The 21,501-nt window shown below is 31.4% G+C and carries 19 protein-coding genes and 1 tRNA gene; 9 read left to right on the plus strand and 11 right to left on the minus strand.

The annotated features are described in order from the left end of the window. The 8 genes from BA195_RS04000 to pdxA all read right to left on the minus strand — a co-directional run bounded on the left by BA195_RS04000 (window position 1) and on the right by pdxA (window position 6,787). Complete coding sequence (locus BA195_RS04000; RefSeq protein ID WP_068702679.1) at window positions 1-561, minus strand: YeeE/YedE family protein; 561 nt, start codon at window positions 559-561, stop codon at window positions 1-3. Further along, window positions 561-1,799 (minus strand): 3-deoxy-D-manno-octulosonic acid transferase, encoded by a 1,239-nt coding sequence (locus tag BA195_RS04005; protein WP_068702681.1) that lies wholly within the window; start codon window positions 1,797-1,799, stop codon window positions 561-563. The genes BA195_RS04000 and BA195_RS04005 overlap by 1 nt, the downstream gene beginning before the upstream one ends. 69 nt (window positions 1,800-1,868) lie before the next feature. Further along, window positions 1,869-3,209, minus strand: a complete 1,341-nt coding sequence (accC, locus tag BA195_RS04010) for an acetyl-CoA carboxylase biotin carboxylase subunit (RefSeq protein WP_068702683.1) — start codon at window positions 3,207-3,209, stop codon at window positions 1,869-1,871. 65 nt (window positions 3,210-3,274) lie between these two features. Further along, complete coding sequence (gene accB, locus BA195_RS04015) at window positions 3,275-3,766, minus strand: acetyl-CoA carboxylase biotin carboxyl carrier protein (protein WP_068702685.1); 492 nt, start codon at window positions 3,764-3,766, stop codon at window positions 3,275-3,277. Between the two features lie 27 nt (window positions 3,767-3,793). Beyond that, window positions 3,794-4,789: a beta-ketoacyl-ACP synthase III gene (locus BA195_RS04020; RefSeq protein ID WP_068703923.1), complete on the minus strand. Its 996-nt coding sequence runs from the start codon at window positions 4,787-4,789 to the stop codon at window positions 3,794-3,796. Window positions 4,790-4,941: 152 nt separating this feature from the next. After that, window positions 4,942-5,136, minus strand: a complete 195-nt coding sequence (rpmF, locus tag BA195_RS04025) for a 50S ribosomal protein L32 (protein WP_068702687.1) — start codon at window positions 5,134-5,136, stop codon at window positions 4,942-4,944. An 8-nt stretch (window positions 5,137-5,144) separates the two neighbouring features. Next, window positions 5,145-5,681 carry a YceD family protein gene (locus BA195_RS04030; protein ID WP_068702689.1) on the minus strand — a complete coding sequence of 179 codons (537 nt, stop codon included), beginning with the start codon at window positions 5,679-5,681 and terminating at the stop codon, window positions 5,145-5,147. Window positions 5,682-5,752: 71 nt separating this feature from the next. Continuing rightward, a complete protein-coding gene (gene pdxA, locus BA195_RS04035) occupies window positions 5,753-6,787 on the minus strand; it encodes a 4-hydroxythreonine-4-phosphate dehydrogenase PdxA (protein ID WP_068702691.1) in 1,035 nt (344 codons plus the stop codon). A gap of 63 nt (window positions 6,788-6,850) precedes the next feature. Here pdxA and BA195_RS04040 point away from each other — a divergent pair, with 63 nt between their 5' ends. Next, entirely contained in the window at window positions 6,851-7,438 is a 588-nt protein-coding gene (locus BA195_RS04040) for a riboflavin synthase (protein ID WP_068702693.1), read from the plus strand. A gap of 117 nt (window positions 7,439-7,555) precedes the next feature. On the opposite strand, the gene BA195_RS04045 is transcribed toward BA195_RS04040, so the two are convergent. After that, window positions 7,556-7,882, minus strand: a complete 327-nt coding sequence (locus tag BA195_RS04045; protein WP_068702695.1) for an HIRAN domain-containing protein — start codon at window positions 7,880-7,882, stop codon at window positions 7,556-7,558. 95 nt (window positions 7,883-7,977) lie between these two features. On the opposite strand from BA195_RS04045, the gene BA195_RS04050 reads away from it, so the two are divergent. From BA195_RS04050 to BA195_RS04070, 5 genes are all read left to right on the plus strand, one after another. Then, the gene (locus tag BA195_RS04050; protein WP_068702697.1) at window positions 7,978-8,988 is read left to right on the plus strand and encodes a helix-turn-helix transcriptional regulator; all 1,011 of its coding nucleotides are present in this window, start codon (window positions 7,978-7,980) and stop codon (window positions 8,986-8,988) included. A 114-nt stretch (window positions 8,989-9,102) separates the two neighbouring features. Then, on the plus strand, window positions 9,103-10,443 hold the full coding sequence (locus BA195_RS04055; RefSeq protein ID WP_068702699.1) for a DUF2130 domain-containing protein: 1,341 nt from the start codon (window positions 9,103-9,105) through the stop codon (window positions 10,441-10,443). Window positions 10,444-10,447: 4 nt separating this feature from the next. After that, the gene (locus BA195_RS04060) at window positions 10,448-12,037 is read left to right on the plus strand and encodes a type I restriction-modification system subunit M (protein ID WP_068702701.1); all 1,590 of its coding nucleotides are present in this window, start codon (window positions 10,448-10,450) and stop codon (window positions 12,035-12,037) included. Then, on the plus strand, window positions 12,037-13,221 hold the full coding sequence (locus BA195_RS04065; RefSeq protein ID WP_068702703.1) for a restriction endonuclease subunit S: 1,185 nt from the start codon (window positions 12,037-12,039) through the stop codon (window positions 13,219-13,221). Before BA195_RS04060 ends, BA195_RS04065 begins: the two co-directional genes overlap by 1 nt. A 259-nt stretch (window positions 13,222-13,480) precedes the next feature. Continuing rightward, the gene (locus BA195_RS04070; RefSeq protein ID WP_068702705.1) at window positions 13,481-16,933 is read left to right on the plus strand and encodes a DEAD/DEAH box helicase family protein; all 3,453 of its coding nucleotides are present in this window, start codon (window positions 13,481-13,483) and stop codon (window positions 16,931-16,933) included. Between the two features lie 194 nt (window positions 16,934-17,127). Here the strand turns inward: BA195_RS04070 and BA195_RS04075 are convergent. Further along, window positions 17,128-17,201: transfer RNA gene (locus tag BA195_RS04075), tRNA-Ile, on the minus strand. Between the two features lie 52 nt (window positions 17,202-17,253). Further along, window positions 17,254-18,225, minus strand: a complete 972-nt coding sequence (locus BA195_RS04080; protein ID WP_068702707.1) for a polyprenyl synthetase family protein — start codon at window positions 18,223-18,225, stop codon at window positions 17,254-17,256. Window positions 18,226-18,352: 127 nt separating this feature from the next. Here BA195_RS04080 and BA195_RS04085 point away from each other — a divergent pair, with 127 nt between their 5' ends. From BA195_RS04085 to BA195_RS04095, 3 genes are read left to right on the plus strand one after another with little or no spacing between them, the layout of a single operon-like run. Beyond that, window positions 18,353-18,964, plus strand: a complete 612-nt coding sequence (locus BA195_RS04085; RefSeq protein ID WP_068702710.1) for a TetR/AcrR family transcriptional regulator — start codon at window positions 18,353-18,355, stop codon at window positions 18,962-18,964. Between the two features lie 2 nt (window positions 18,965-18,966). After that, complete coding sequence (locus BA195_RS04090; RefSeq protein ID WP_068702712.1) at window positions 18,967-20,307, plus strand: TolC family protein; 1,341 nt, start codon at window positions 18,967-18,969, stop codon at window positions 20,305-20,307. 10 nt (window positions 20,308-20,317) lie between these two features. Further along, window positions 20,318-21,484 (plus strand): efflux RND transporter periplasmic adaptor subunit, encoded by a 1,167-nt coding sequence (locus BA195_RS04095; protein WP_068702714.1) that lies wholly within the window; start codon window positions 20,318-20,320, stop codon window positions 21,482-21,484. The last annotated feature ends 17 nt before the right edge of the window (window positions 21,485-21,501 follow it).

A 21,501-nucleotide genomic window follows, 5' to 3' on the forward strand; every position in this document is an offset into this window, starting at 1 on the left:
TTACCCGAAAATTAAAGGGAATAATACCCATGTCATTAGTAAACCACCTATAAAAAAACCAATTACAGCAATTAACGATGGTAATTGTAAACTGCTTAAACCTGTAATTGCATGCCCAGATGTACAACCGCCGGCATATCTAGTACCAAAACCAATTAAAACACCAGCAATTAGTAAAATAGTAAAGCCTTTTAGAGTAAGCATATTATCAACGCTAAAAATTTCACTTGGTACAAAAGTATTTCCTGCATTGGCAAAACCTAACTCAGCTAGTTCTTTTACGGTTTTGGGGTTTAAATCAATAGTATTTGTTGCTGATAAATAATTAATGGTTATAAAACCACCAATAATAAGACCAAGTAAAAAAGTTAGTGCCCAATCGCGTTCTTTCCAATCTTTTTTAAAATAATCAGATACTTTACCCGCACCAGCCATGGTACACATAGTTTCTAAATTGGTAGAAACGCCAAAGCTTTTTCCGAAGTAAAAAAATAGGAAAAGCACTAAGGCAATTAGGGGACCAGCTATATACCAAGGCCAAGGTTGTAAAATAAAATCCATTATAGTGTTTTTTTAAGGTAATCCATTATTTTTTTTGTTGCGCCAAGGTTATCAGTAATATATTGTTGATTGATATTTCCTTGCTTAACTCTTAAATCATCATTGGTTTTTAAAGCTGTAAAAATACTAGAAAATTCATCATTCTTTGTAACAATTGTAACACCGCCTAAAGCAAGTAAATCAGTAGCTTCTTTAAATTTTTTGTATTTATTGCCCCCAATAACAATAGGTACGCCAAAAGTTGCAGGTTCTAGTATGTTATGTAAGCCTGTTTTTAATCCACCGCCAACATAAGCAGCATCGGCATATGAATATATTTTAGTAAGTAAACCGATGGTATCAATAATAAAAACTTGATTTTTAGATAAATCAGCACCATCTTTATCAGAATATAATATTGTTTTTTTGGTAATAGATTGTTGTAATTGATGTATTTGCTTTGTGTTGATGTTATGTGGAGCTATGATAAATTTTTCATTAGCTGGAGCGTGGTTATTAATATAGTTTACTAAAAAGTCTTCATCTTCTTTCCAAGTGCTTCCGGCAACAACTGTGTAGGTATTGTTTTTAAATGCTGCTATAAAATCTAATTCATTGTTTTGTTGTAAAATATCATAAACTCTGTCAAACCGAGTGTCGCCAGCAATGGAAACGTTGTTTATTTTTATGCTTGAGAGTAGTTTTTTTGAGTTTTTATTTTGCACAAAAAAGTAATCAAAAGCGTGTAGTTTGTTACGCATAAAATTACCATACCATTTAAAGAAAGATTGTTTTTTTCTAAAAATACCAGAGATTAAAATAGTTTTTATTTGTTGTTTTTTTAATTCAGATAATAAGTTTGGCCAAAATTCATATTTAATAATAATGGCAATTTCTGGATGTATTTGATTAATGAATTTTTTTACGTTTGATTTGGTGTCTAGAGGTAAGTAGCAAATAACATCTGCTAGCGAATAATTTTTTCGGACTTCATATCCCGAAGGAGAAAAAAAAGTAACTACAATTTTATGCTGTTTGTATTGTTGTTTTAATTTTTCAATAATAGGTCTTCCTTGTTCAAATTCGCCTAAAGAAGCTGCATGAAACCATATAACTTTATCGGCTTTATGAATACTATTTAGTTTAGCAAAAGTTTCTTTTCTTCCATTAACGAATAATTTTATTTTTTTGTTAAATAAGGCTATTATTGGTAGTAAAATGCTTGCTTTTAAAAGTAGTAGATTGTATAATAAATTCATATTGCGAATTTAAGGAATAAAAAAAATCAGTGAGATTAATCACTGATTTTTTTATTTATGTTGAAAATATTATGATTTCATTTCAAAATCTTCCATGAATTTTGTGGTGTAATTACCCGCAATATAATCAGGATGATCCATTAATTGTCTGTGAAAAGGAATCGTAGTTTTAATACCTTCAATGATATACTCATCTAATGCACGTTTCATTTTGTTGATTGCTTCTTCACGCGTTTGCGCTGTAACAATTAGTTTAGAAATCATTGAATCGTAATTTGGTGGAATCATATAACCAGCATATACATGTGTATCTATACGAACTCCGTGACCTCCTGGAGCGTGGTAAGAGGTAATTTTACCAGGCGATGGTCTAAAACCGTTATGAGGGTCTTCCGCATTAATTCTACATTCAATTGAGTGCATTTGTGGAAAATAGTTTTTACCAGAAATAGGCACGCCGCTAGCTACTAAAATTTGCTCACGAATTAAATCGTAATCCACTACTTCTTCGGTAATAGGGTGTTCTACCTGAATACGAGTATTCATTTCCATAAAGTAGAAATTACGATGTTTATCTACTAAAAATTCAACGGTACCAGCACCTTCATACTTAATAAACTCAGCAGCTTTTACAGCAGCTTCTCCCATTCGATTACGTAACTCATCGGTCATAAATGGAGAAGGAGTTTCTTCTGTTAATTTTTGATGACGACGTTGTACTGAACAATCTCTTTCTGATAAATGACATGCTTTACCGTAAGAATCTCCAATAATTTGTATTTCAATATGGCGAGGCTCTTCAATTAGCTTTTCCATATACATATCATTATTACCAAAGGCAGCTTTTGATTCTTGACGAGCTGAATCCCACGCATCTTTTAAATCTTCCGCTTTCCATACAGCGCGCATTCCTTTTCCACCACCACCAGCAGATGCTTTTAACATTACTGGGTAACCGGTTTCTTCGGCAGTTTTTATACAAGCGTCAAAATCTTCAATAACACCTTCACTACCTGGTACACATGGTACTCCGGCAGCAATCATGGTTGATTTTGCGTTTGCTTTATCTCCCATACGGTCTATCATTTCGGCAGAAGCACCAATAAATTTAATGTCATGCTCATCACATAATTTAGAAAATTTAGCGTTTTCTGATAAAAACCCATACCCTGGGTGAATTGCATCAGCATTTGTAATTTCAGCCGCAGCAATAATACGATCCATTTTTAAGTAAGATTCACTACTTGGGGCTGGACCTATACAAACTGCTTCATCAGCAAATCGTACATGTAAACTTTCAGCATCTGCTTTTGAATATACAGCTACAGTTTTTATTCCCATTTCTTTACAGGTTCTAATTACGCGTAACGCAATTTCACCTCTATTGGCAATTAATATCTTTTTAAACATACGTTCTAAAAATTTTAAAACTCCAAACAACTAAGATATACTTGTTGTTTGGAGTTATATGTTACTTAAGATGGATCTACTAAAAATAATGGTTGATCAAATTCTACAGGAGAAGAATCATCTACTAATACTTTAACGATTTTACCTGAAACTTCAGATTCAATTTCGTTAAATAATTTCATTGCTTCAATAATACAAACGGTATCACCTACTTTTACTTCTGTACCTACTTCAGCAAAATTTGGTTTGTCTGGAGAAGGTTTTCTGTAAAAAGTTCCAATAATCGGCGATTTTATAGTAATGTATTTAGAGTCGTCTTCAGCATTTGAAGCATCACTAGCTGGTGTTGCTGCTTGTGCTACAGGTTGTGCAACAGGGGCTTGTGCTACCATTTGAGGGGCAACACCCATTGGTGCAGCTGCCTGTATAATTGTAGTCTCAGGTGTTTCACTTCCAGTTTTAATGGTGATTTTAATATCTTCCATTTCTAACTTTACTTCACTTGCGCCTGATTTTGCTACAAATTTTATAAGACTTTGAATTTCTTTAATATCCATTTTCCTAAATTTTAATTGTTTGGTTCTTTATGAATTGTATGCCCATTTTAAATAGATGGCTCCCCATGTGAAACCTCCACCAAATGCGGCAAAAATTAAATTATTTCCTTTTTTTAATTCTTTTTCATAGTCGGCAATTAGTAGTGGTAAGGTTGCTGAAGTGGTATTACCATATTTATGGATATTTACCATTACTTTTTCAGACGCTAAACCAACTCTATTTGCAGTAGCTTCAATAATTCGGTTGTTAGCTTGGTGTGGTACAAGCCAGTCTACATCTTCTTTAGAAAGATTATTTCTTGTAAGCATTTTTTCAGAAACATCTGCCATGTTAGAAACGGCGTATTTAAATACCGTTTTCCCTTCTTGATGTACAAAATGTTGTCCGTTTTTAAGGGTTTCTTCTGAGGTTGGTAAAAGTGACCCACCAGCTTCAATTTTTAAAAATTCTCTACCAATACCATCACTTCTTAAATATTCGTCTTGTAAACCTAAACCGTCGGTATTTGGTTCAAATAATACCGCACCGGCACCATCACCAAAAATAATACAAGTAGCTCTATCAGTATAATCAATAATTGAAGACATTTTATCAGCTCCAATTAATAATACTTTTTTGTAGCGACCACTTTCTATGTATTTAGCTGCGGTAGACATACCGTATAAAAAGCTTGAACAAGCGGCTTGTAAATCGTATGAAAAAGCATTTACGGCACCTATTTTAGAGGCTGTATATGCAGCGGTAGAGGCAACAAGCATATCTGGTGTTGCAGTAGCAACGATAACCATGTCTATCTCTTTAGGGTCGATATTTGATTTTTGAAGTAAATCCTCTGCGGCTTTTATAGCCATATATGAGGTTCCTTTACCTTCACCTTTTAAGATTCTTCTTTCTTTAATTCCAGTTCTACTAGTGATCCATTCATCATTAGTATCTACCATTGTTTCTAGTTCCTTATTTGTTAAAACATGTTCAGGAACAAATTTTCCTACTGCGGAAATCGCTGCAGTTATTTTAGTCATAATTGTTTGTTTTGTGGTAAAACCAGTTTTCAAAAGTAGTGAAAAATATTTCACTTTTTTAAAGAAAAATTATCTAAAAAGTAAATTTTTAATGATAAAACGTAAAAAAACCCTCTATATAGAGGGTTTTTTAATGTTGTAAAAACTAATTTTTAAGCTTCAGCAACTGCACTTTCTAATACTACTTGTCCTCTGTAGTATAATTTACCTTCGTGCCAGTGAGCTCTATGGTATAAATGTGCTTCTCCAGTTGTAGGATCAACAGCTATTTGAGGTACAGAAGCTTTATAGTGAGTTCTTCTTTTATCTCTTCTAGTTTTCGATATTTTTCTCTTTGGATGTGCCATTTTATGTTTTATTTATCTGTTAGTAAATCCTTTAATTTATCCCATCTTGGGTCTGCTGATGTTTCTTCAACAGGTTTTTCTTCATGTATTCTTAATTCTTCTAATCTTTGTAAAGCGTCAGATTTCATAGTGCCGTTTAAAACGTCTGGATGAATTCTTTTACTCGGAACTGATAATATTGTTAACTCATATATAAATTGAGCCACATTCATTTGATAAGCTTCATGTGGAAGTATCAAAATTTCATCATGTTCGTCATTATATTCAGTACCAAATTTAACAACTAAATTTAAATCACCATCAATTTCTAGGTCAAATAACTCGCCAGTCGTGTCACAAGGTAAATTAACAGTACCTTTTATTGTAAAGTAAAGTTCGAATAACGTACTTTTTTTTACAAAATTTAAACTAGCTTTTACGTTTGTGTTGTTGTATTCATCAAACTGAAATGCTTCAAAGAACTTGTTGTCAATTTGATATTCAAATAAATGACTGCCTTCTTTTAAACCTACAAAAGGTATATTGAATTCTTTTATGTCTTTCATCTTAAGATCAATTTGAGCGGGCAAAGATATAAAAAATGTTTATATTTTTATATTTTCTCTAAAAAAAAATGCTATTTAACTTTTAACGGTTTTTTTGTGAGTTCTGCATATTGTTTTCGGTTCTTAAATATTTGTAATGAGGTAAATAAAGCTTCTTTAAACGAGGTTGAATTTGCTTTATTTTTACCAGCAATGTCAAAACCTGTTCCGTGGTCGGGTGAGGTTCTTATTTTGTTTAAACCAGCAGTAAAGTTTACACCATTGCCAAAAGATAATGCTTTAAAAGGCGCTAATCCTTGATCGTGATACATGGCTAAAACACCATCAAATTGTTTGTAGGTTTTAGAGCCAAAAAATCCATCGGCAGCATAAGGTCCAAAAACTAATTTGCCCGATTCTTTTATTTCTGCAATTGTTGGACGTATCATTTCATCATCTTCATTACCAATAATTCCGTTATCACCACAATGTGGATTTAAACCTAATATAGCAATTTTAGGTTTGGTTATGCCAAAATCTTGTTTTAAAGAGGTGTGCATCGTTTCAACTTTTTCCTTAATTAATTCAGGAGTAATCGTTGTTGCTACTTTTGTGATAGGAATATGACCGGTAATTAAACCTATACGCATTTCATCGGTCATTAAAATCATTAAGCTTTTACCGTTTAAATTAGCTTGTAAATATTCGGTATGTCCCGGAAAATTAAATGCTTCTGATTGTATGTTTTCTTTACTAATCGGTGCAGTTAGTAAAGTGTCAATTTGATTATTTTGTAAAGCTTTGGTAGCAGCTTCTAATGATTTGTAAGCAAATTTACCACCTATTTCGGTAGTCTTACCTAATTCTATTTTTACCTCTTCTTTCCACGAATTAATTAAATTTATTTTACCGTGCGCTATTTTATCAAGCGAGGTAATACCATGAATGTTAGTATGTAATTTTAGATTTTTTTTGTGGTAAGATATCAATTTTGTCGAAGCAAATAATACAGGCGTACAAAACTCCAGCATGCGTTTATCTTCAAAAGTTTTTAAAATAATTTCTACTCCAATTCCGTTGGTATCACCAACTGAAATTCCAACAATAATTTTATCTGTACTATCCATAGTTACTTTCGTAGGTAAAAGTTGTATTTTTGATGTAAACAAAAGTAACTAAAAAAATACAGAATGTTTACTGGAATAATTGAAACTCTTGGAATTGTAAAAAGTGTAGTTAAAGATAAAGAAAACTTACATATTGCCGTTAAAAGTGATATTACTAATGAGTTAAAAATAGATCAAAGTGTGGCACATAATGGTGTGTGTTTAACAGTTGTTGCAATAGCAGATGATGAGTATACCGTTACGGCAATTAAAGAAACGCTTGATAAAACCAATATAGGCGATTTAAAAGAGGGTGATGCAGTAAATTTAGAACGTGCTATGAAATTAGGCGCGCGTTTAGATGGGCATATCGTACAAGGACATGTTGATAAAACTGGTGTTTGTAAAAACATAAAAGATGAAAACGGAAGTACGGTGTTTACTTTTTCGTACAATTTTGATGGAAACAATGTAACTATTGAAAAAGGTTCAATTACGGTAAACGGAGTTAGTTTAACAGTAGTAAATGCTAAAAAAGATGAGTTTAGTGTTGCTATTATTCCGTATACATTACAGCACACCACTTTTAAAAATTTTGTAGTTGGTAGTAAAATTAACTTAGAATTTGATGTAATTGGTAAATATGTTGCCAGATTAAACCAATTAAAATAAATAAAGACAAAATTGTTAAACAGATAGTTGAAATAAAAGCACTTAGTTATACTTAACTAAGTGCTTTGTATTTTTATATAAAACTAGGTTGATATTGTTTGTAAAACAAATACGATATTAACTTTCTTTAATTACATAAACTATTACTCCTATTTGATTCTCTGTATGCTCGCTTGCATCAATACGTTGTATTCTTGCTTCAAATACATGTATACCACATGCTAATAATTTTGCTATGGCAGTATTTTTATCTCTAGGTATAAAGCCTAATTTATGCTTTTTATAATAAATAGCTACAGCATTTTTATCATAAGTATTATGTGGTTCAGTTTTTAAATGTAGTTTTTTACCTATGGTTAATTTATCAAATACAATACAGCCCTCATAATAACTAAATCCAGCTATTGTAAAACGCTCAAAACACACTCTTTTTAAATCACTCATAATCAATCTGTTTTAAATTTCTTGCAATATTAAATCTTAACTATGCAATAGTTGTGCACATATTTTTTTAAGTTTACGTTCATTATTAATAAGCCATGTCTACCAATAAAAATGCAATTATTCGTTACCAAACTTTAGATAGGTGTTTTCAAAACTTTGGAAAACGCTTTTATATTGAAGATTTACTTGCTGCTTGTAATGATGCATTAATGGAAATGAACCCTTTGTCAGAAGGTATTAAAAAGCGTCAATTATATGATGATATTCGTTTTATGGAATCTAGCCAAGGATGGAATATCAATTTAGAAAAAATTAAAGACGGTAGGCGTTCTTACTATCGTTATGCTGATAAAAACTACGCTATAAACCAGCAACCTATTAATGAATTAGAAGCCGAACAACTAAAATCGGCAATGTTAGTATTAAGTCGTTTTAAAGGTTTGCCACAATTTGAATGGATAAACGAATTAATACCTAAACTAAATAAAACCTTTCATTTAAAAGCACAAGAAGATTATATTATTAGTTTTGATACGAATGAGTATTTAAAAGGAAAAGAGTTTATTTCTCCTTTATTTAGCGCTATTAAAAACAAGCAAACTTTACAAATAACATATACCTCTTTTCAAACAAACAAAGCTATCGTTGTAACATTTTCTCCCTATCATTTAAAACAATACAACAACCGTTGGTTTTTATTTGGTAAGCAAGAAGATTTTGATAGTATTACCAATTTAGCTTTAGACAGAATTAATACCATAACACAAAGTACAGCAAGTTACAACGCTAGTTTACACACAAACTTTGATGATTATTTTGAAGATTGTATTGGAGTAACCAAACCTACTGATGCAAGCCTTATTAAAATTGAATTATTAGCAAGCCCAAAACTTGCTCCGTACATAAAAACAAAACCATTACACGGAAGTCAAAAAAAAATAGAAGATAATGAAAACGGATACTTATTTTCTATTGAAATAATACCTAATTACGAGCTAGAAAAACTATTGCTTTCTTTTGGTGAAGATCTTAAAATTATAAATCCTGCACCTCTAAAAGAAAAGCTAAAACAACGCATACAAAAACAATTAGCAAATTACACCTAAAATTAAAAGATAACCTACAATGACCGTCTCCCCTCTAAGGAGGCGGTCTAATTACCAATGCATAACTACTGCATAGTTTAATTTTACATTTGTATCAATATTAAAAAAATAAAGATGAATAAGAACAATAATGTTACTTGCCCTAACTGTAAAGAAATTTTTAAAATTGATGAATCTGTATATACAGATATTATAAAACAAGTAAGAGATAACGAGTTTGAAAACGAAATAAAAACCCGATTAGCTACCGCTGAAAAAGAAAAAGATTCGGCTGTAAAACTTGCAGAAACACAAATAAAAAGCACTTTAGAAAAACAATTAGCTCAAAAAGAAAATGAAATTGATACACTTAAAATTACAAATCAAGCAAAATTAACGCAAGAAGTAGCTAAAAAACAACAAGAAATAGATGCGTTGAAGCTAAAAAATAAAGCCGATTTAATTGAAGGAGTTTCTAAAAAAGACGAACTAATAAGAGAGTTACAATCTAAAATTGATAGCACTGAAATACAAAAAAAGCTAGAAGTTGCTAACGCTATAAACAAAATAGAAAAAGAAAGAGATCAACTTATAGGAGATTTAAAAAGTAAAGACACAGAAAAAGAACTTTTAGAAAAATCTTTAAACGAGCAATTTGCCAATAAACTAGCTATTAAAGAAGAAGCCTTAAAACTTAAAGAAGAAGAAATTGAACGCATTAAAAACTTTAAGCAAAAGCAATCTACCAAAATGATGGGAGAATCTTTAGAGCAACATTGCGAAATTGAATTTAATAAAATAAGAACCACTGCTTTTCCTAAAGCATATTTCGAAAAAGATAACGATGCCTCTGGTGGTACTAAAGGAGACTATATTTTTAAAGAACAAGACGAAAACAATAATGAAATTGTTTCTATTATGTTTGAAATGAAAAACGAAAATGATGCCACAGCTACCAAAAAGAAAAACGAAGATTTTTTTGCTAAATTAGATAAAGACCGTAAAGCTAAAGGTTGCGAATATGCCGTTTTAGTATCTGTTTTAGAGGCCGATAACGACTTTTACAATACAGGTATTGTAGATGTTTCTTACAAATACGAAAAAATGTATGTAATTCGCCCTCAATTTTTTATTCCTATAATTACCCTTTTAAGAAACGCCTCTTTAAAATCTTTAGTTTATAAAAACGAATTAAACATAGCAAGAAATCAGCATATTGATATCGCTAATTTTGAAGATAAAATAGACGATTTTAAAGAGAAATTTGGTAACAACTATCGTATTGCAAGTAATCACTTTAGTACCGCAGTAAAAGAAATTGATAAAAGTATATCTCATCTAAATAAAATAAAAGAAGCTCTTAACGCATCTTCTCGTCAATTAAGCTTAGCTAATGACAAAGCTGTTGGTTTAACTATTAAAAAGCTAACCCACAACAACCCAACTATGAAACAAAAGTTTAACAACTTAAAATAATACCATGATTACAGGAGAATTAAAAAGCAAAATAGATAAAATTTGGAACGATTTCTGGACAGGCGGAATCTCAAACCCGCTAACCGTTATAGAACAATTTACTTATCTTATATTTTTACGTCAGTTAGATGCAAGACAAACCAAGGCAGAACAATCTGCCAACTTATTGGGTATTCCGTTAGAAAACGAAATTTACGCCCCAAAATACAACACCTTTCGTTGGAGCCACTTTAAGCAATTAGAAGCCCAAGAAATGTTTAACATCTTTACCAGACCTAATAAAGATTTAAACGATTTAACCGCTTTTGATTTTATGAAAAACATCGGAAAAAAAGGCGGTGTATTTTCGCAATACATGAAAGGCGCTATCTTTATGATTCAATCGCCAAAACTATTAGACAAAGTAGTACAGCAAATTGATACTATAGATTTAGATAACCGCGATACCAAAGGCGATTTATACGAATACATGCTCTCTAAAATTGCCGAATCTGGTAAAAACGGACAATTTCGTACGCCGCGTCATATTATTCGTATGATGGTGCATATAATGCAACCCCAACAAGAAGACACAATTTGCGATCCCTCTAGTGGTACCGCAGGCTTTTTAGTTGCGGCAGGACAGTATATTTACGATCAACACCAAGATTGGTTTTTAAACGATCAATTTCGTAAACATTTTCACAACCAAATGTTTAACGGTGTAGAGTTTGACCCTACCATGTTACGTATTGGTGCTATGAATATGCAATTACACGGTTTAGACAATCCTAACCTTATTGGTAAAGATGCACTTAGCGAAAGTAACGGCGATATTAACGAACAATTTTCACTAATCTTAGCAAATCCACCATTTAAAGGAAGCTTAGATTATGATGAGGTAGAAAGCAGCTTGTTAAAAGTTACCAAAACCAAAAAAACCGAACTCTTATTTTTAGCCCTCATGTTACGCATGTTAAAAACAGGTGGACGTGCCGCAGTTATTGTGCCCGATGGCGTACTATTTGGTAGCTCTAACGCTCATAAAAGCATACGTAAAGAGTTGGTAGAAAACCAACAACTGCAAGCCGTTATTTCTATGCCTAGTGGCGTGTTTAAACCCTATGCTGGGGTAAGCACCGCTATTTTAATATTTACCAAAACCAACTCTGGCGGAACAGAAAATGTTTGGTTTTACGATATGAAAGCAGACGGACTTAGTTTAGACGATAAACGTAGCTTGTTGATTGATGAAGATGCTTTTGAACAATGCTTTACCCAACCAAAAAACATGGCTGCTAAAGTAAAAGACAAATGCGACATACCACAAATTTTACTAGATGCAAAACAACTATTAAATGTCAATTCGAGTGATTTTGAGAAGGATGAACAAAATAGTATCGAGAATAACTACCAAAACCGCACCCAACAAAGCTTTTTAGTGCCTAAACAAGAAATTATTGATAACGATTGGGATTTATCTATAAACCGTTACAAAGAAATTGTGTACGAAGAAATTGCCTACGAAGCACCCAACGAGCTACTACAACAAATAAAAGAGTTGGATGCCCAACGCAACAAAACTATGTTGAATCTTGAAAAAATGATGGAGTAATGGAGTTAGTTAAGTTAGGGAAAATTTGTGATTTAAAAAATGGTTTTGCTTTCAAGTCTAAAGATTATATAGAAACATCTAATACTTTAAGTTGTAGAATGAGTAGTATTAGACCTGGTGGTAGTTTTGATTTACATCACAATAAAAAATATTTACCAGATAGCTTTGCTTTAACTTATTCTGATTATTTATTAAATGATGGAGATATTGTTATAGCTATGACAGATTTAGCAGGAGATCCAAAAATACTAGGTGTGCCAACAATAGTTAATACCGAAGGTAATAACTTGCTTCAAAATCAAAGAGTTGGGAAATTAATAATAAAAAATAAAGAGAAAATATTTACTCCGTATTTACAATATGCTTTAAATAGACCTGAAAATAAAAACTATTATAAAAAATTTGCTGGAGGAGGTCTACAAATTAATGTAGGTAAAAAAGAAATTTTAAATAATAAAATCCCACTCCCACCCTTAGCAGAGCAACAACGTATTGCGGGTATTTTAGACGAGGCAGACCAACTCCGCCAACTCAACAAACAACTCATTACCAAATACGAGCAACTAAGCCAAAGCTTGTTTTTAGAGATGTTTGGAGACCCTGTGACCAATCCGAAAGGTTGGGAGAAGGTAGAGATGAATAAACTATGTGATTTTTCTAAAACTTCAATAAAACCAGAAAATATAAAACCGAATACAAAATACATTCCTTTAGATGCTATTCAAAAAGAAACAGGAAATATCATAGATTATGAGATGGTTTCTAAGAAAGATGTAAAAAGTAATAAATTTTACTTTAACAATAAGCATATTTTATATGGAAAATTACGACCTTATTTAAATAAAGTAGCACTTCCTCTTCAAGAAGGAATCTGTAGTACAGATATTATTCCTATACAACCTTTAGAAGAGAAAACAAATAGATATTTCATATCTAAAATTATGAAAAATAAAGGTTTTGTTGATTTTGCAAATGAAAGAAGTTCTGGAGCAAATTTACCAAGAATTAGCCCTAAAGAAGTTGAAAAATATAAATGTATAAATCCTCCAATCCAACTCCAAACCCAATTTGCAGCACGCGTACAGTTAATTGAGCAACAAAAACAACAAGCCCAAGAAGCCTTGCAAAAAAGTGACAATTTGTTTAACGCTTTATTGCAAAAGGCTTTTAAAGGAGGGTTGTAAAAGTATATGAATATCGGTAACCAATTACAAAAAAATATTCGTCAACCTGAACTTGTTTCAGGTTCTCATAATAAATAATTGGTTTATTAAGTAATGAATGGAGGAGATTCCGAAATAAATTAGGAATAACGTTTAGGTTTAAAAGTGTACTATAAAACGGTTACAACACAAGTGCTAAGTTTTATAAACAATACCACACATTTATTATAATTTTTTAAAACTATAATTATATATTTATACAAAAATATACATTGCTACTATGACAAATTTTAATTTCTTAAAAGAGGAGTTTCCGCAGCTATATCAAGAAGCTGTAAAAGCAGAACAATACACCTTTAAAGAACCAAAATTTGGCGCATTACAATGCAGAACTGTGTTAGAGCTTGGGGTTAAATGGTTGTACAATAACGATACCGAGTTTACCATGCCTTATGATACTAATTTAAGTAGCTTAATGCACCATCATAGTTTTAAAAACTCCGTTCGTCCAAGCATGTTTACAGAGCTTAACTTGGTGCGTAAAATAGGTAACAATGCCGCTCATGGTAAAAAAGTAGCTAACAGGCAGTCGTTGGCTACTTTAAAAGCAATTTTTTCGTTTTGCGTATATATTAGTAAGTTTTACAGCAAAAACGACCCGAAAATTAGTGTTTTTGAAGAAGCTATTATTCCGTTACCTACTAACCAAACTGCTAAAATTACCACCAAAGAGTTTGAGCAAAAGGTTAATGAAGCGGCAGCAATAACAAAAAAATACCAAGAAGAACACGAAAAACAAAAAGAGTTAGCTAAAAAAAACGAATTGTTACAACAACAATTACAACGTTTAGAAGCTGCCTTACAAGAAAGAAAAACAGCACGTATAACTACGGTTAATCTAACAGAAGATATACCACAGCTTACCCCAGAGGCCGAAACCAGAAAGTTATATATTGATGTGCTTTTAGAAGAAGCAGGTTGGAAAAATTTACAAAATGGTAAAGATATTGAATACGCCGTAACAGGTATGCCAATTAGTACCAATAAATCGGGCAAAGGTTATGCCGATTATGTGTTGTGGGGTAACAACGGTTTGCCTTTGGCAGTAATAGAAGCAAAAAGCACCTTGCAAGAAGTAAGTAAAGGTAAGCATCAAGCAAAACTATATGCCGATTGTTTAGAGCAAATGCACGGGCAACGTCCTATAATTTTTTACACCAACGGATACGAAACCTTTATTTGGGATGATACTTTTTATCATCCAAGAGAAATAGACGGATTTTACACCAAAGAAGAATTAGCATATTTAATTTTTCAACGCGCTAACAGAGAAGATATTCGAAACTTTAAAGTAGATACCGCCATAGCTGGTGGTAATGGTAGAGTATATCAGCTAGAAGCCGTACAAAGAGTTGCCGAAGCATTAGTAACTACTAATACCAATGGCAATTTAACAGGAAAAAATAGAGAAGCCTTATTAGTAATGGCAACAGGTAGCGGAAAAACAAGAACCGCTTGCGCCATTATAGATATGCTAACTAAAAATAAATGGGCAAAACGCGTATTGTTTTTAGCCGATAGAAACGCTTTAGTTAAACAAGCAAAAAATGCGTTTAAAGAACATTTACCACATTTAAGTGGTATCGATTTAACCCAAGAAAAAGAAGATAATGGTACACGATTGGTATTTTCTACCTATCCAACCATTATGAATAAAATTGATGCTTTAAAAAATGAAGATGGTCGTTTTTACGGAGTAGGTCATTTTGATGTTATTATTATTGATGAAGCCCACCGCTCTGTATATCAAAAATACCAAGCTATATTTGATTATTTTGATGCTATTTTAATAGGATTAACCGCTACACCTAAAAAAGAACTAGATTATAATACCTACGGATTATTTAATATTGAAGATGATAATCCAACCTTTGCTTATGAATTAAATGATGCCGTAAAACAAGGCTTTTTAAATCCGCCAAAATCTTATAAAGTACCCGTAAAATTTGTAAGAGAAGGTATTAAATACAGCGATTTGTCAGAAAAAGACAAGGCTAAGTTTGAAGAAAAATTTGGTATTCAATCAGATTCTGAATTAGATGTTACGATTGATAAAAGCAGCATTAACAAATTTTATTTTAACACCAAAACAGTTGATGTTGTTTTAGATTATTTAATGACCCATGGTTTAAAAGTAAACGGAGGAAATACCATAGGTAAAACTATTATTTTTGCTAAAAACCACCAACATGCTGTTTTTATAGAAAAGCGTTTTTACAAAAACTATCCACAATATAGCAGTCACTTTTTACGAGTAATTGATAATTACGAAAGTAAAGCACAAGATTTGTTAGAAAAATTTTGTGATGATAAAGAAACCTTGTTACCACAAATTGCCGTTTCGGTAGATATGATGGATACAGGTGTAGATGCGCCCTCTGTTTTAAACTTAGTGTTTTTTAAAGAAGTAAAATCATACGCAAAATATTGGCAAATGGTAGGTCGTGGTACACGTTTGCGTCCTAATATTTTTGCTCCAGGAAAAGACAAAGAGTTTTTCTTAATTTTTGACATTTGCAAAAACATTGAATTTTTTGAAGCCAATCCTGAAGGTTATAAAAGTAGCGCCCAAAAATCTATTACCTCTCAAGTTTTTGAAGCCAAACTTAACCTAATAATGGCTATTAGAAATTACCATGATGCCAGTAAAGAGGATGATGTATTAGCCAAGCAATACACTAACGAGCTACATACTTCTGTTGTTAATTTAAATCCTGAAAGGTTTGAAGTAAGAAAAGTACAAGCTACCGTAACTAAATATCAACATAAAAATGCTTGGGATAATTTATCGGTAGGTGATATTTCCGAAATTATTACAGATTTATCAGCACTTACTAACAACATTAATACGAATGAAATAGAACTTCGTTTTGAGTTGTTAATGCTTCGTTTTCAATTGGCTTTATTACAACAAACAAAAGCACAAGAAAAATATATTGGTAAAATTTTAGACATTGGTAATCAGCTATACAGAAAAAGAAACATCCCAACAATAGCAGCTAAAATAACTACTATTAATAATATTACTGATGTAGATTATTGGAAAACAGTAGATGTTGCTACACTCGAATCTATTAAAGAAGAACTTAAGGAACTTATAAAATTTTTAGATAAAGATAAAGCTAAAATTGTTTATACCGATTTTGAAGATGTGTTAGACAGCGCTAATGTAGAAGAAGTAGATATTTTAGAAAATTACACAAAATTACAACCGTATAAAGATAGAATTACTACGTTTATTAGAAAAAACAAATCGCATTTAGTAATTGATAAATTACATAAAAACATTCCTATTACCGTTGCGGAATTAGCCTTGTTAGAATCTTTTATATACGAAGAAACCAATAGTACAAAAGATCAATATACTAATGAATTTGGAGGGGTTTCATTAGGTAAATTTATCCGAAATATTATAGGTTTAGACGCAACAGTAGCTAATGAAGAATTTGCCAATTTTGTTAATAGCAAAAACCTAAACAGTTCGCAAATTACTTTTATTACTATTCTTATCGATTTTTTAACAAAAAACGGTACTATTGATAAAGGTTTATTAGTAAAAGCGCCATTTAACAAATCACACGATAATGGAATACTAGGAATATTTGAGAATGATACTAGTAAAATTACAAAGATTGTTTCTATAATAGACCAAATAAATGTAAATGCTGGTTAAAGCAAATACAGTAAAAAACACATAAATTATAACTAATTTAAAAGCGTTTTCTAAACCTTAATTTGAATTGCTGTGTTCAATAATACTTTTTGGCTTAAAGAGTTTTTAAGTTGCTATTTTAAAGTGTTATACTTTTTAATGAATTTTCTTAAAAAAATAAAACCTCATAATCAAAAGATTATGAGGTTTAAATGTGGTCCCACCAGGACTCGAACCTGGGACCACCTGATTATGAGTCAGGTGCTCTAACCAACTGAGCTATAGGACCAGCATAAATGCGGATGCAAAAATAGTAACTTTTTTAAATAAAAAAAGGTTTTTTACACTTTTCTGCTCATTAAATTTTCACCGAACAGTCGTAACCCTTTTTTAGCAGTATCGTTAATGTTTAAAAGGGTTAAGCTTTCAAATGACTTATTTGTGTAGTACTCAATAAGTTCGTGTGTGTAATTAGGTATGTTGTTTTTAGAAAAAATGGCAGAAACAGTGCTGATTTTTTCTGTAATATTTTTTTGCTTTTCGTTATAAAGAGCCATTAAATTTTCTCTATCAGCGTTATTTGCTACTTCTAAAGCTTTTAAATAAAGATATGTTTTTTTGTTTTCAATAATGTCACCACCTACTTGTTTGCCAAAAGTTTCAGGGTCTCCATAGGTGTCTAAGTAGTCATCCTGTAATTGAAAAGCAATTCCTAAATTCAACCCGTAATTGTATAGGTGTTGTGCTTCCTTTTCATCAGCTTTAGCAACTATTGCTCCCATTTTTAAAGCGGCTGCTACTAAAACGGATGTTTTTAAGGTGATCATTTTAATGTACTCATCAATAGTAACATCATTTCTGGTTTCAAAATCAACATCTAATTGTTGTCCGCCACAAACCTCAAGCGCAGTTTTACTAAATAATTGTGCTAATTTTTGAAAAACTTCAGGTTCGTAGTTTTCAAAATGTTGATAAGCTAAAATTAGCATGGCATCTCCTGATAGGATACCGGTGTTAATATCCCATTTTTCATGAACGGTTTCGTGTCCTCTTCTTAGCGGAGCATCATCCATAATATCATCATGAACAAGGGTGAAATTATGAAATACTTCAACAGCTAAAGCAGCAGGCAGGGCTTTTTTGTAATCTCCTGAAAAAATATCTGCCGCGATAAGAGTAAGAACCGGTCTGATTCTTTTACCTCCAAGTTGAAGAATATACTCAATAGGTTGGTATAGGTTTTTAGGTTCTCTATTTATTTTGTTAGAATCTAAATATGATAAAAAGTCTGATTGATATGCTAATATGTCCAAATCTTAATTTTTTTGTAAAAATAAGCTAAACAAAAATTGTAGACTAAACGTAATGTTAAAAAAAGATTAAAACTATGGAAACTTTTTTTGTTTTTAAAGTTTCCTGGCGTACATTTGCACCCGAATTATGAGAGACAAAATTATAGACAAAGCTGGAGTGTTATTTTTAAATTTAGGATTTAAAAGTATAACAATGGATGATATAGCAAAAGAACTAGCAATATCAAAAAAAACACTGTATAAATATTTTTCAAAAAAGACAGAGTTGGTTGATGCTAGTACTGATGCTGTTCATAATACTATAAATGAAGCAATAAATAATATTAAAGCACAAAATTACAATGCAATTGAAGAAGAGTTTGCAGTAAAAGCAGTTTTTAAAGAAATGTTTAAAAATGCAAAAACTTCACCAATGTATCAGTTAAAAAAATATTATCCAGAAACGTACACAAAGCTAATGGAGCGTGAAGAGTGCTTGTTTAGAGATTGTAATATTGATAATTTAATACGAGGTATTGAACAAGGATTTTATAGAAAAAATTTAAAAATTGAGTTAGCTGTAAAGTTTTATTTTACATTGATTTTCGGAGTTTTTGAAAGCGAAATGTACGGTAATGAAATGCAAGAATTAATAAAAATTGAATATGAAATTTTAGAATACCACATAAGAGCAATTGCGACTCCTAAAGGAATAAAAGAATTAGAAAAACAATTAAAAACGATAAATAAAAATTTATAACAATGAAAAAATACATATATAGTGTATTTATATTCTTTTGTACGAGCATTTTGTTTGCACAAGAAGAACTTAATTTATCAATGCAAGATGCAATTGAATATGCAATAAAAAATAATTATGATAATAAAATAGCGGTTAACAATATCGCAGCTGCTCATAAAAAAAAGTGGGAAACAACAACCATCGGTTTGCCGCAAATTGATGGTACGATAGATTATCAAAACTGGTTAAGACAGCAAGTGTCTTTATTGCCGGGAGAAATAGCTGGGGCTGCACCTGGTACGTTTGTGCCCGTAAAGTTTGGAACAAAACAAACCATGAATGCGACAGTTACTTTACGACAATTAATTTTTGATGGCTCTTATATAGTTGGGCTACAATCGGCAAAAACGTATTTAAAAATATCTGAACAATCAAAAGAAAAAACAGCACTAGCAACAAGAGAAGCTGTTATTAATGCTTATGGAAATGTTTTAGTTACCGAAAAAACAATTGCTATTTTAGAAAAAAATAAAGAGGTTGTTCAGAAAAACTTAGTCGAAACCCAAAAAATATATAAAAATGGGTTAACAGAATTAGAAAATGTTGAGCAATTACAAATAACACTTGGTAATATTGAAAACAATTTAAGCAATACTGTTAGAATGAAAGTAATTGCTTACAAAATGTTAAATATTTCTCTAGGAAACTCAATAGATAAGAAAATTAGATTAACTGATACGCTAGATAACTTAGTACTTTCTAATACTGATTTTAGTTTATTAACAAAGGTTTTTGATGTAAACAATCATATTGATTACCGAATGGTTGAGAATGATAAAGAAAGTAAAAGATTGTTAATGCGCTTAGAGCAAAGCAAAGCATTACCTAGATTATCAGCCTTTGTAAATTATGGAGCGTCAGCAAATTCAAATGATTTTACGTTTTTAAACGGTTCGCAAAAATGGTTTTCAAGCTCTTTATTGGGTGTTACTTTAAATGTGCCTATTTTTAGTAGTTTCGGAAGAAGTTCAAGAACAGCAATAGCAAAAATTGAGTTTGAAAATGCTGAAATTCAAAGAGAAAACGTTAAACAACAATTATTGTTAAAAGCAGCGTCAGCAAAAAGTGAATATCAATTAAGTATTGAAAGTTATCAAATAGCTAAGAAAAATTTAGAGCTATCTGAAAGAATTGAGAAAAAACAACAGATAAAATTTTTTGAAGGGATTTCATCAAGTTTTGATTTGTTACAAGCACAAAATCAACTATATAGCCAGCAAAATAGTTACGTACAATCAATGTTAAACGTAATTGCTAAAAAAGCACAACTAGAAAACGCATTAAACATACCACTAAAATAAAATAACTATAATGAGAAAAATATATTCAGTAATAGCAATCGCACTGTTATTAACTTCCTGTGGAGGAAGTAAAAAGCAATCAGTTGAAGAAGTGTTAGCTTCTAATGATTTAACAAAAATTAGAACAAAAAAGGCAGCTTTAGATGCGCAAGTACAAGCTTTATCAGGAGATATTAAGATATTAAATGATAAAATATCGGAGTTAGATACTACTAAAAGAATACCTTTAATAACGGTTATAGACGCAAAACAAACAGTGTTTAATCATTATTTAGAATTGCAAGGAGACGTAAAAACAAAACAAAATGTTTTGGTGTATCCTGAAATGGCTGGGCAATTGTACAAAATTTATGTAAAAGAGGGTCAGTATGTAAAAAAAGGTCAAATTTTAGCAAGAATAGATGATGGAGGATTGTCTAGTCAATTAGCTCAAATTGAAGCACAAGCAGCGTTAGCATCAACTACTTTTGAACGTCAAAAGCGTTTATGGGAGCAAAAAATTGGTTCTGAAATACAGTTTTTACAAGCAAAAACAACATATGAATCACAAAAAAGTGCCGTAAGTCAATTAAAAAGACAATTATCAAAATCAGTAATAACAGCACCATTTTCGGGTGTTATTGATGATGTAATAAAAGATCAAGGAACAGTAGTTGCTCCTGGGCCAGGATCAGAAGTTTTTAGAATCGTAAACTTACAAAACATGTATATTGAAACTTCTGTACCAGAAGGGTATATTACATCAATAAAAAAAGGAAAAAGCGTAAAAGTTGAATTTCCAGTTTTAGGGCAAACTATTGATTCTGAAATTCGTCAAGCCGGAAATTTTATCAATCCAGCAAATCGTACTTTTAAGGTAGAAATAGCTGTAAATAATAAAGATAAAAGTATTAAGCCAAATTTAACAGCAAAGTTAAAAATTAACGATTATACCAATAAAGAAGCGTTGTTAATTCCGTTAAGTATTATTTCTGAAAACGCAAAAGGAGAGCAGTATGTATATGTGGTTACAGATGTGAAAAATAAAAAAGGTATTGCAAAACAAAAAATTATAACTACCGGTAAAACTCAAGGGGATGTTGTAGAGGTTTTAGAAGGTATCGTTATAGGAAGTCAGGTAATTATGGAGGGTGCGCGTAGTGTTCAAAACGGACAACAAGTGCAAATTTTAAATTAATCGATAAGTTAAAAATC

The organism is Tenacibaculum soleae, from assembly GCF_001693415.1.
Taxonomy (GTDB): domain Bacteria; phylum Bacteroidota; class Bacteroidia; order Flavobacteriales; family Flavobacteriaceae; genus Polaribacter; species Polaribacter soleae.

Bases quoted from the DNA above. Each gene is read 5' to 3' on its own strand.
- BA195_RS04095 (WP_068702714.1), top strand. From the start codon at position 20,318: ATGAGAAAAATATATTCAGTAATAGCAATCGCACTGTTATTAACTTCC.
- BA195_RS04020 (WP_068703923.1), bottom strand. From the start codon at position 4,789: ATGACTAAAATAACTGCAGCGATTTCCGCAGTAGGAAAATTTGTTCCT.
- BA195_RS04040 (WP_068702693.1), top strand. From the start codon at position 6,851: ATGTTTACTGGAATAATTGAAACTCTTGGAATTGTAAAAAGTGTAGTT.
- rpmF (WP_068702687.1), bottom strand. From the start codon at position 5,136: ATGGCACATCCAAAGAGAAAAATATCGAAAACTAGAAGAGATAAAAGA.
- BA195_RS04055 (WP_068702699.1), top strand. From the start codon at position 9,103: ATGAATAAGAACAATAATGTTACTTGCCCTAACTGTAAAGAAATTTTT.
- BA195_RS04085 (WP_068702710.1), top strand. From the start codon at position 18,353: ATGAGAGACAAAATTATAGACAAAGCTGGAGTGTTATTTTTAAATTTA.
- accB (WP_068702685.1), bottom strand. From the start codon at position 3,766: ATGGATATTAAAGAAATTCAAAGTCTTATAAAATTTGTAGCAAAATCA.
- BA195_RS04060 (WP_068702701.1), top strand. From the start codon at position 10,448: ATGATTACAGGAGAATTAAAAAGCAAAATAGATAAAATTTGGAACGAT.
- BA195_RS04065 (WP_068702703.1), top strand. From the start codon at position 12,037: ATGGAGTTAGTTAAGTTAGGGAAAATTTGTGATTTAAAAAATGGTTTT.
- BA195_RS04090 (WP_068702712.1), top strand. From the start codon at position 18,967: ATGAAAAAATACATATATAGTGTATTTATATTCTTTTGTACGAGCATT.
- pdxA (WP_068702691.1), bottom strand. From the start codon at position 6,787: ATGGATAGTACAGATAAAATTATTGTTGGAATTTCAGTTGGTGATACC.
- BA195_RS04030 (WP_068702689.1), bottom strand. From the start codon at position 5,681: ATGAAAGACATAAAAGAATTCAATATACCTTTTGTAGGTTTAAAAGAA.
- BA195_RS04050 (WP_068702697.1), top strand. From the start codon at position 7,978: ATGTCTACCAATAAAAATGCAATTATTCGTTACCAAACTTTAGATAGG.
- BA195_RS04070 (WP_068702705.1), top strand. From the start codon at position 13,481: ATGACAAATTTTAATTTCTTAAAAGAGGAGTTTCCGCAGCTATATCAA.
- BA195_RS04000 (WP_068702679.1), bottom strand. From the start codon at position 561: ATGGATTTTATTTTACAACCTTGGCCTTGGTATATAGCTGGTCCCCTA.
- BA195_RS04045 (WP_068702695.1), bottom strand. From the start codon at position 7,882: ATGAGTGATTTAAAAAGAGTGTGTTTTGAGCGTTTTACAATAGCTGGA.
- BA195_RS04005 (WP_068702681.1), bottom strand. From the start codon at position 1,799: ATGAATTTATTATACAATCTACTACTTTTAAAAGCAAGCATTTTACTA.
- accC (WP_068702683.1), bottom strand. From the start codon at position 3,209: ATGTTTAAAAAGATATTAATTGCCAATAGAGGTGAAATTGCGTTACGC.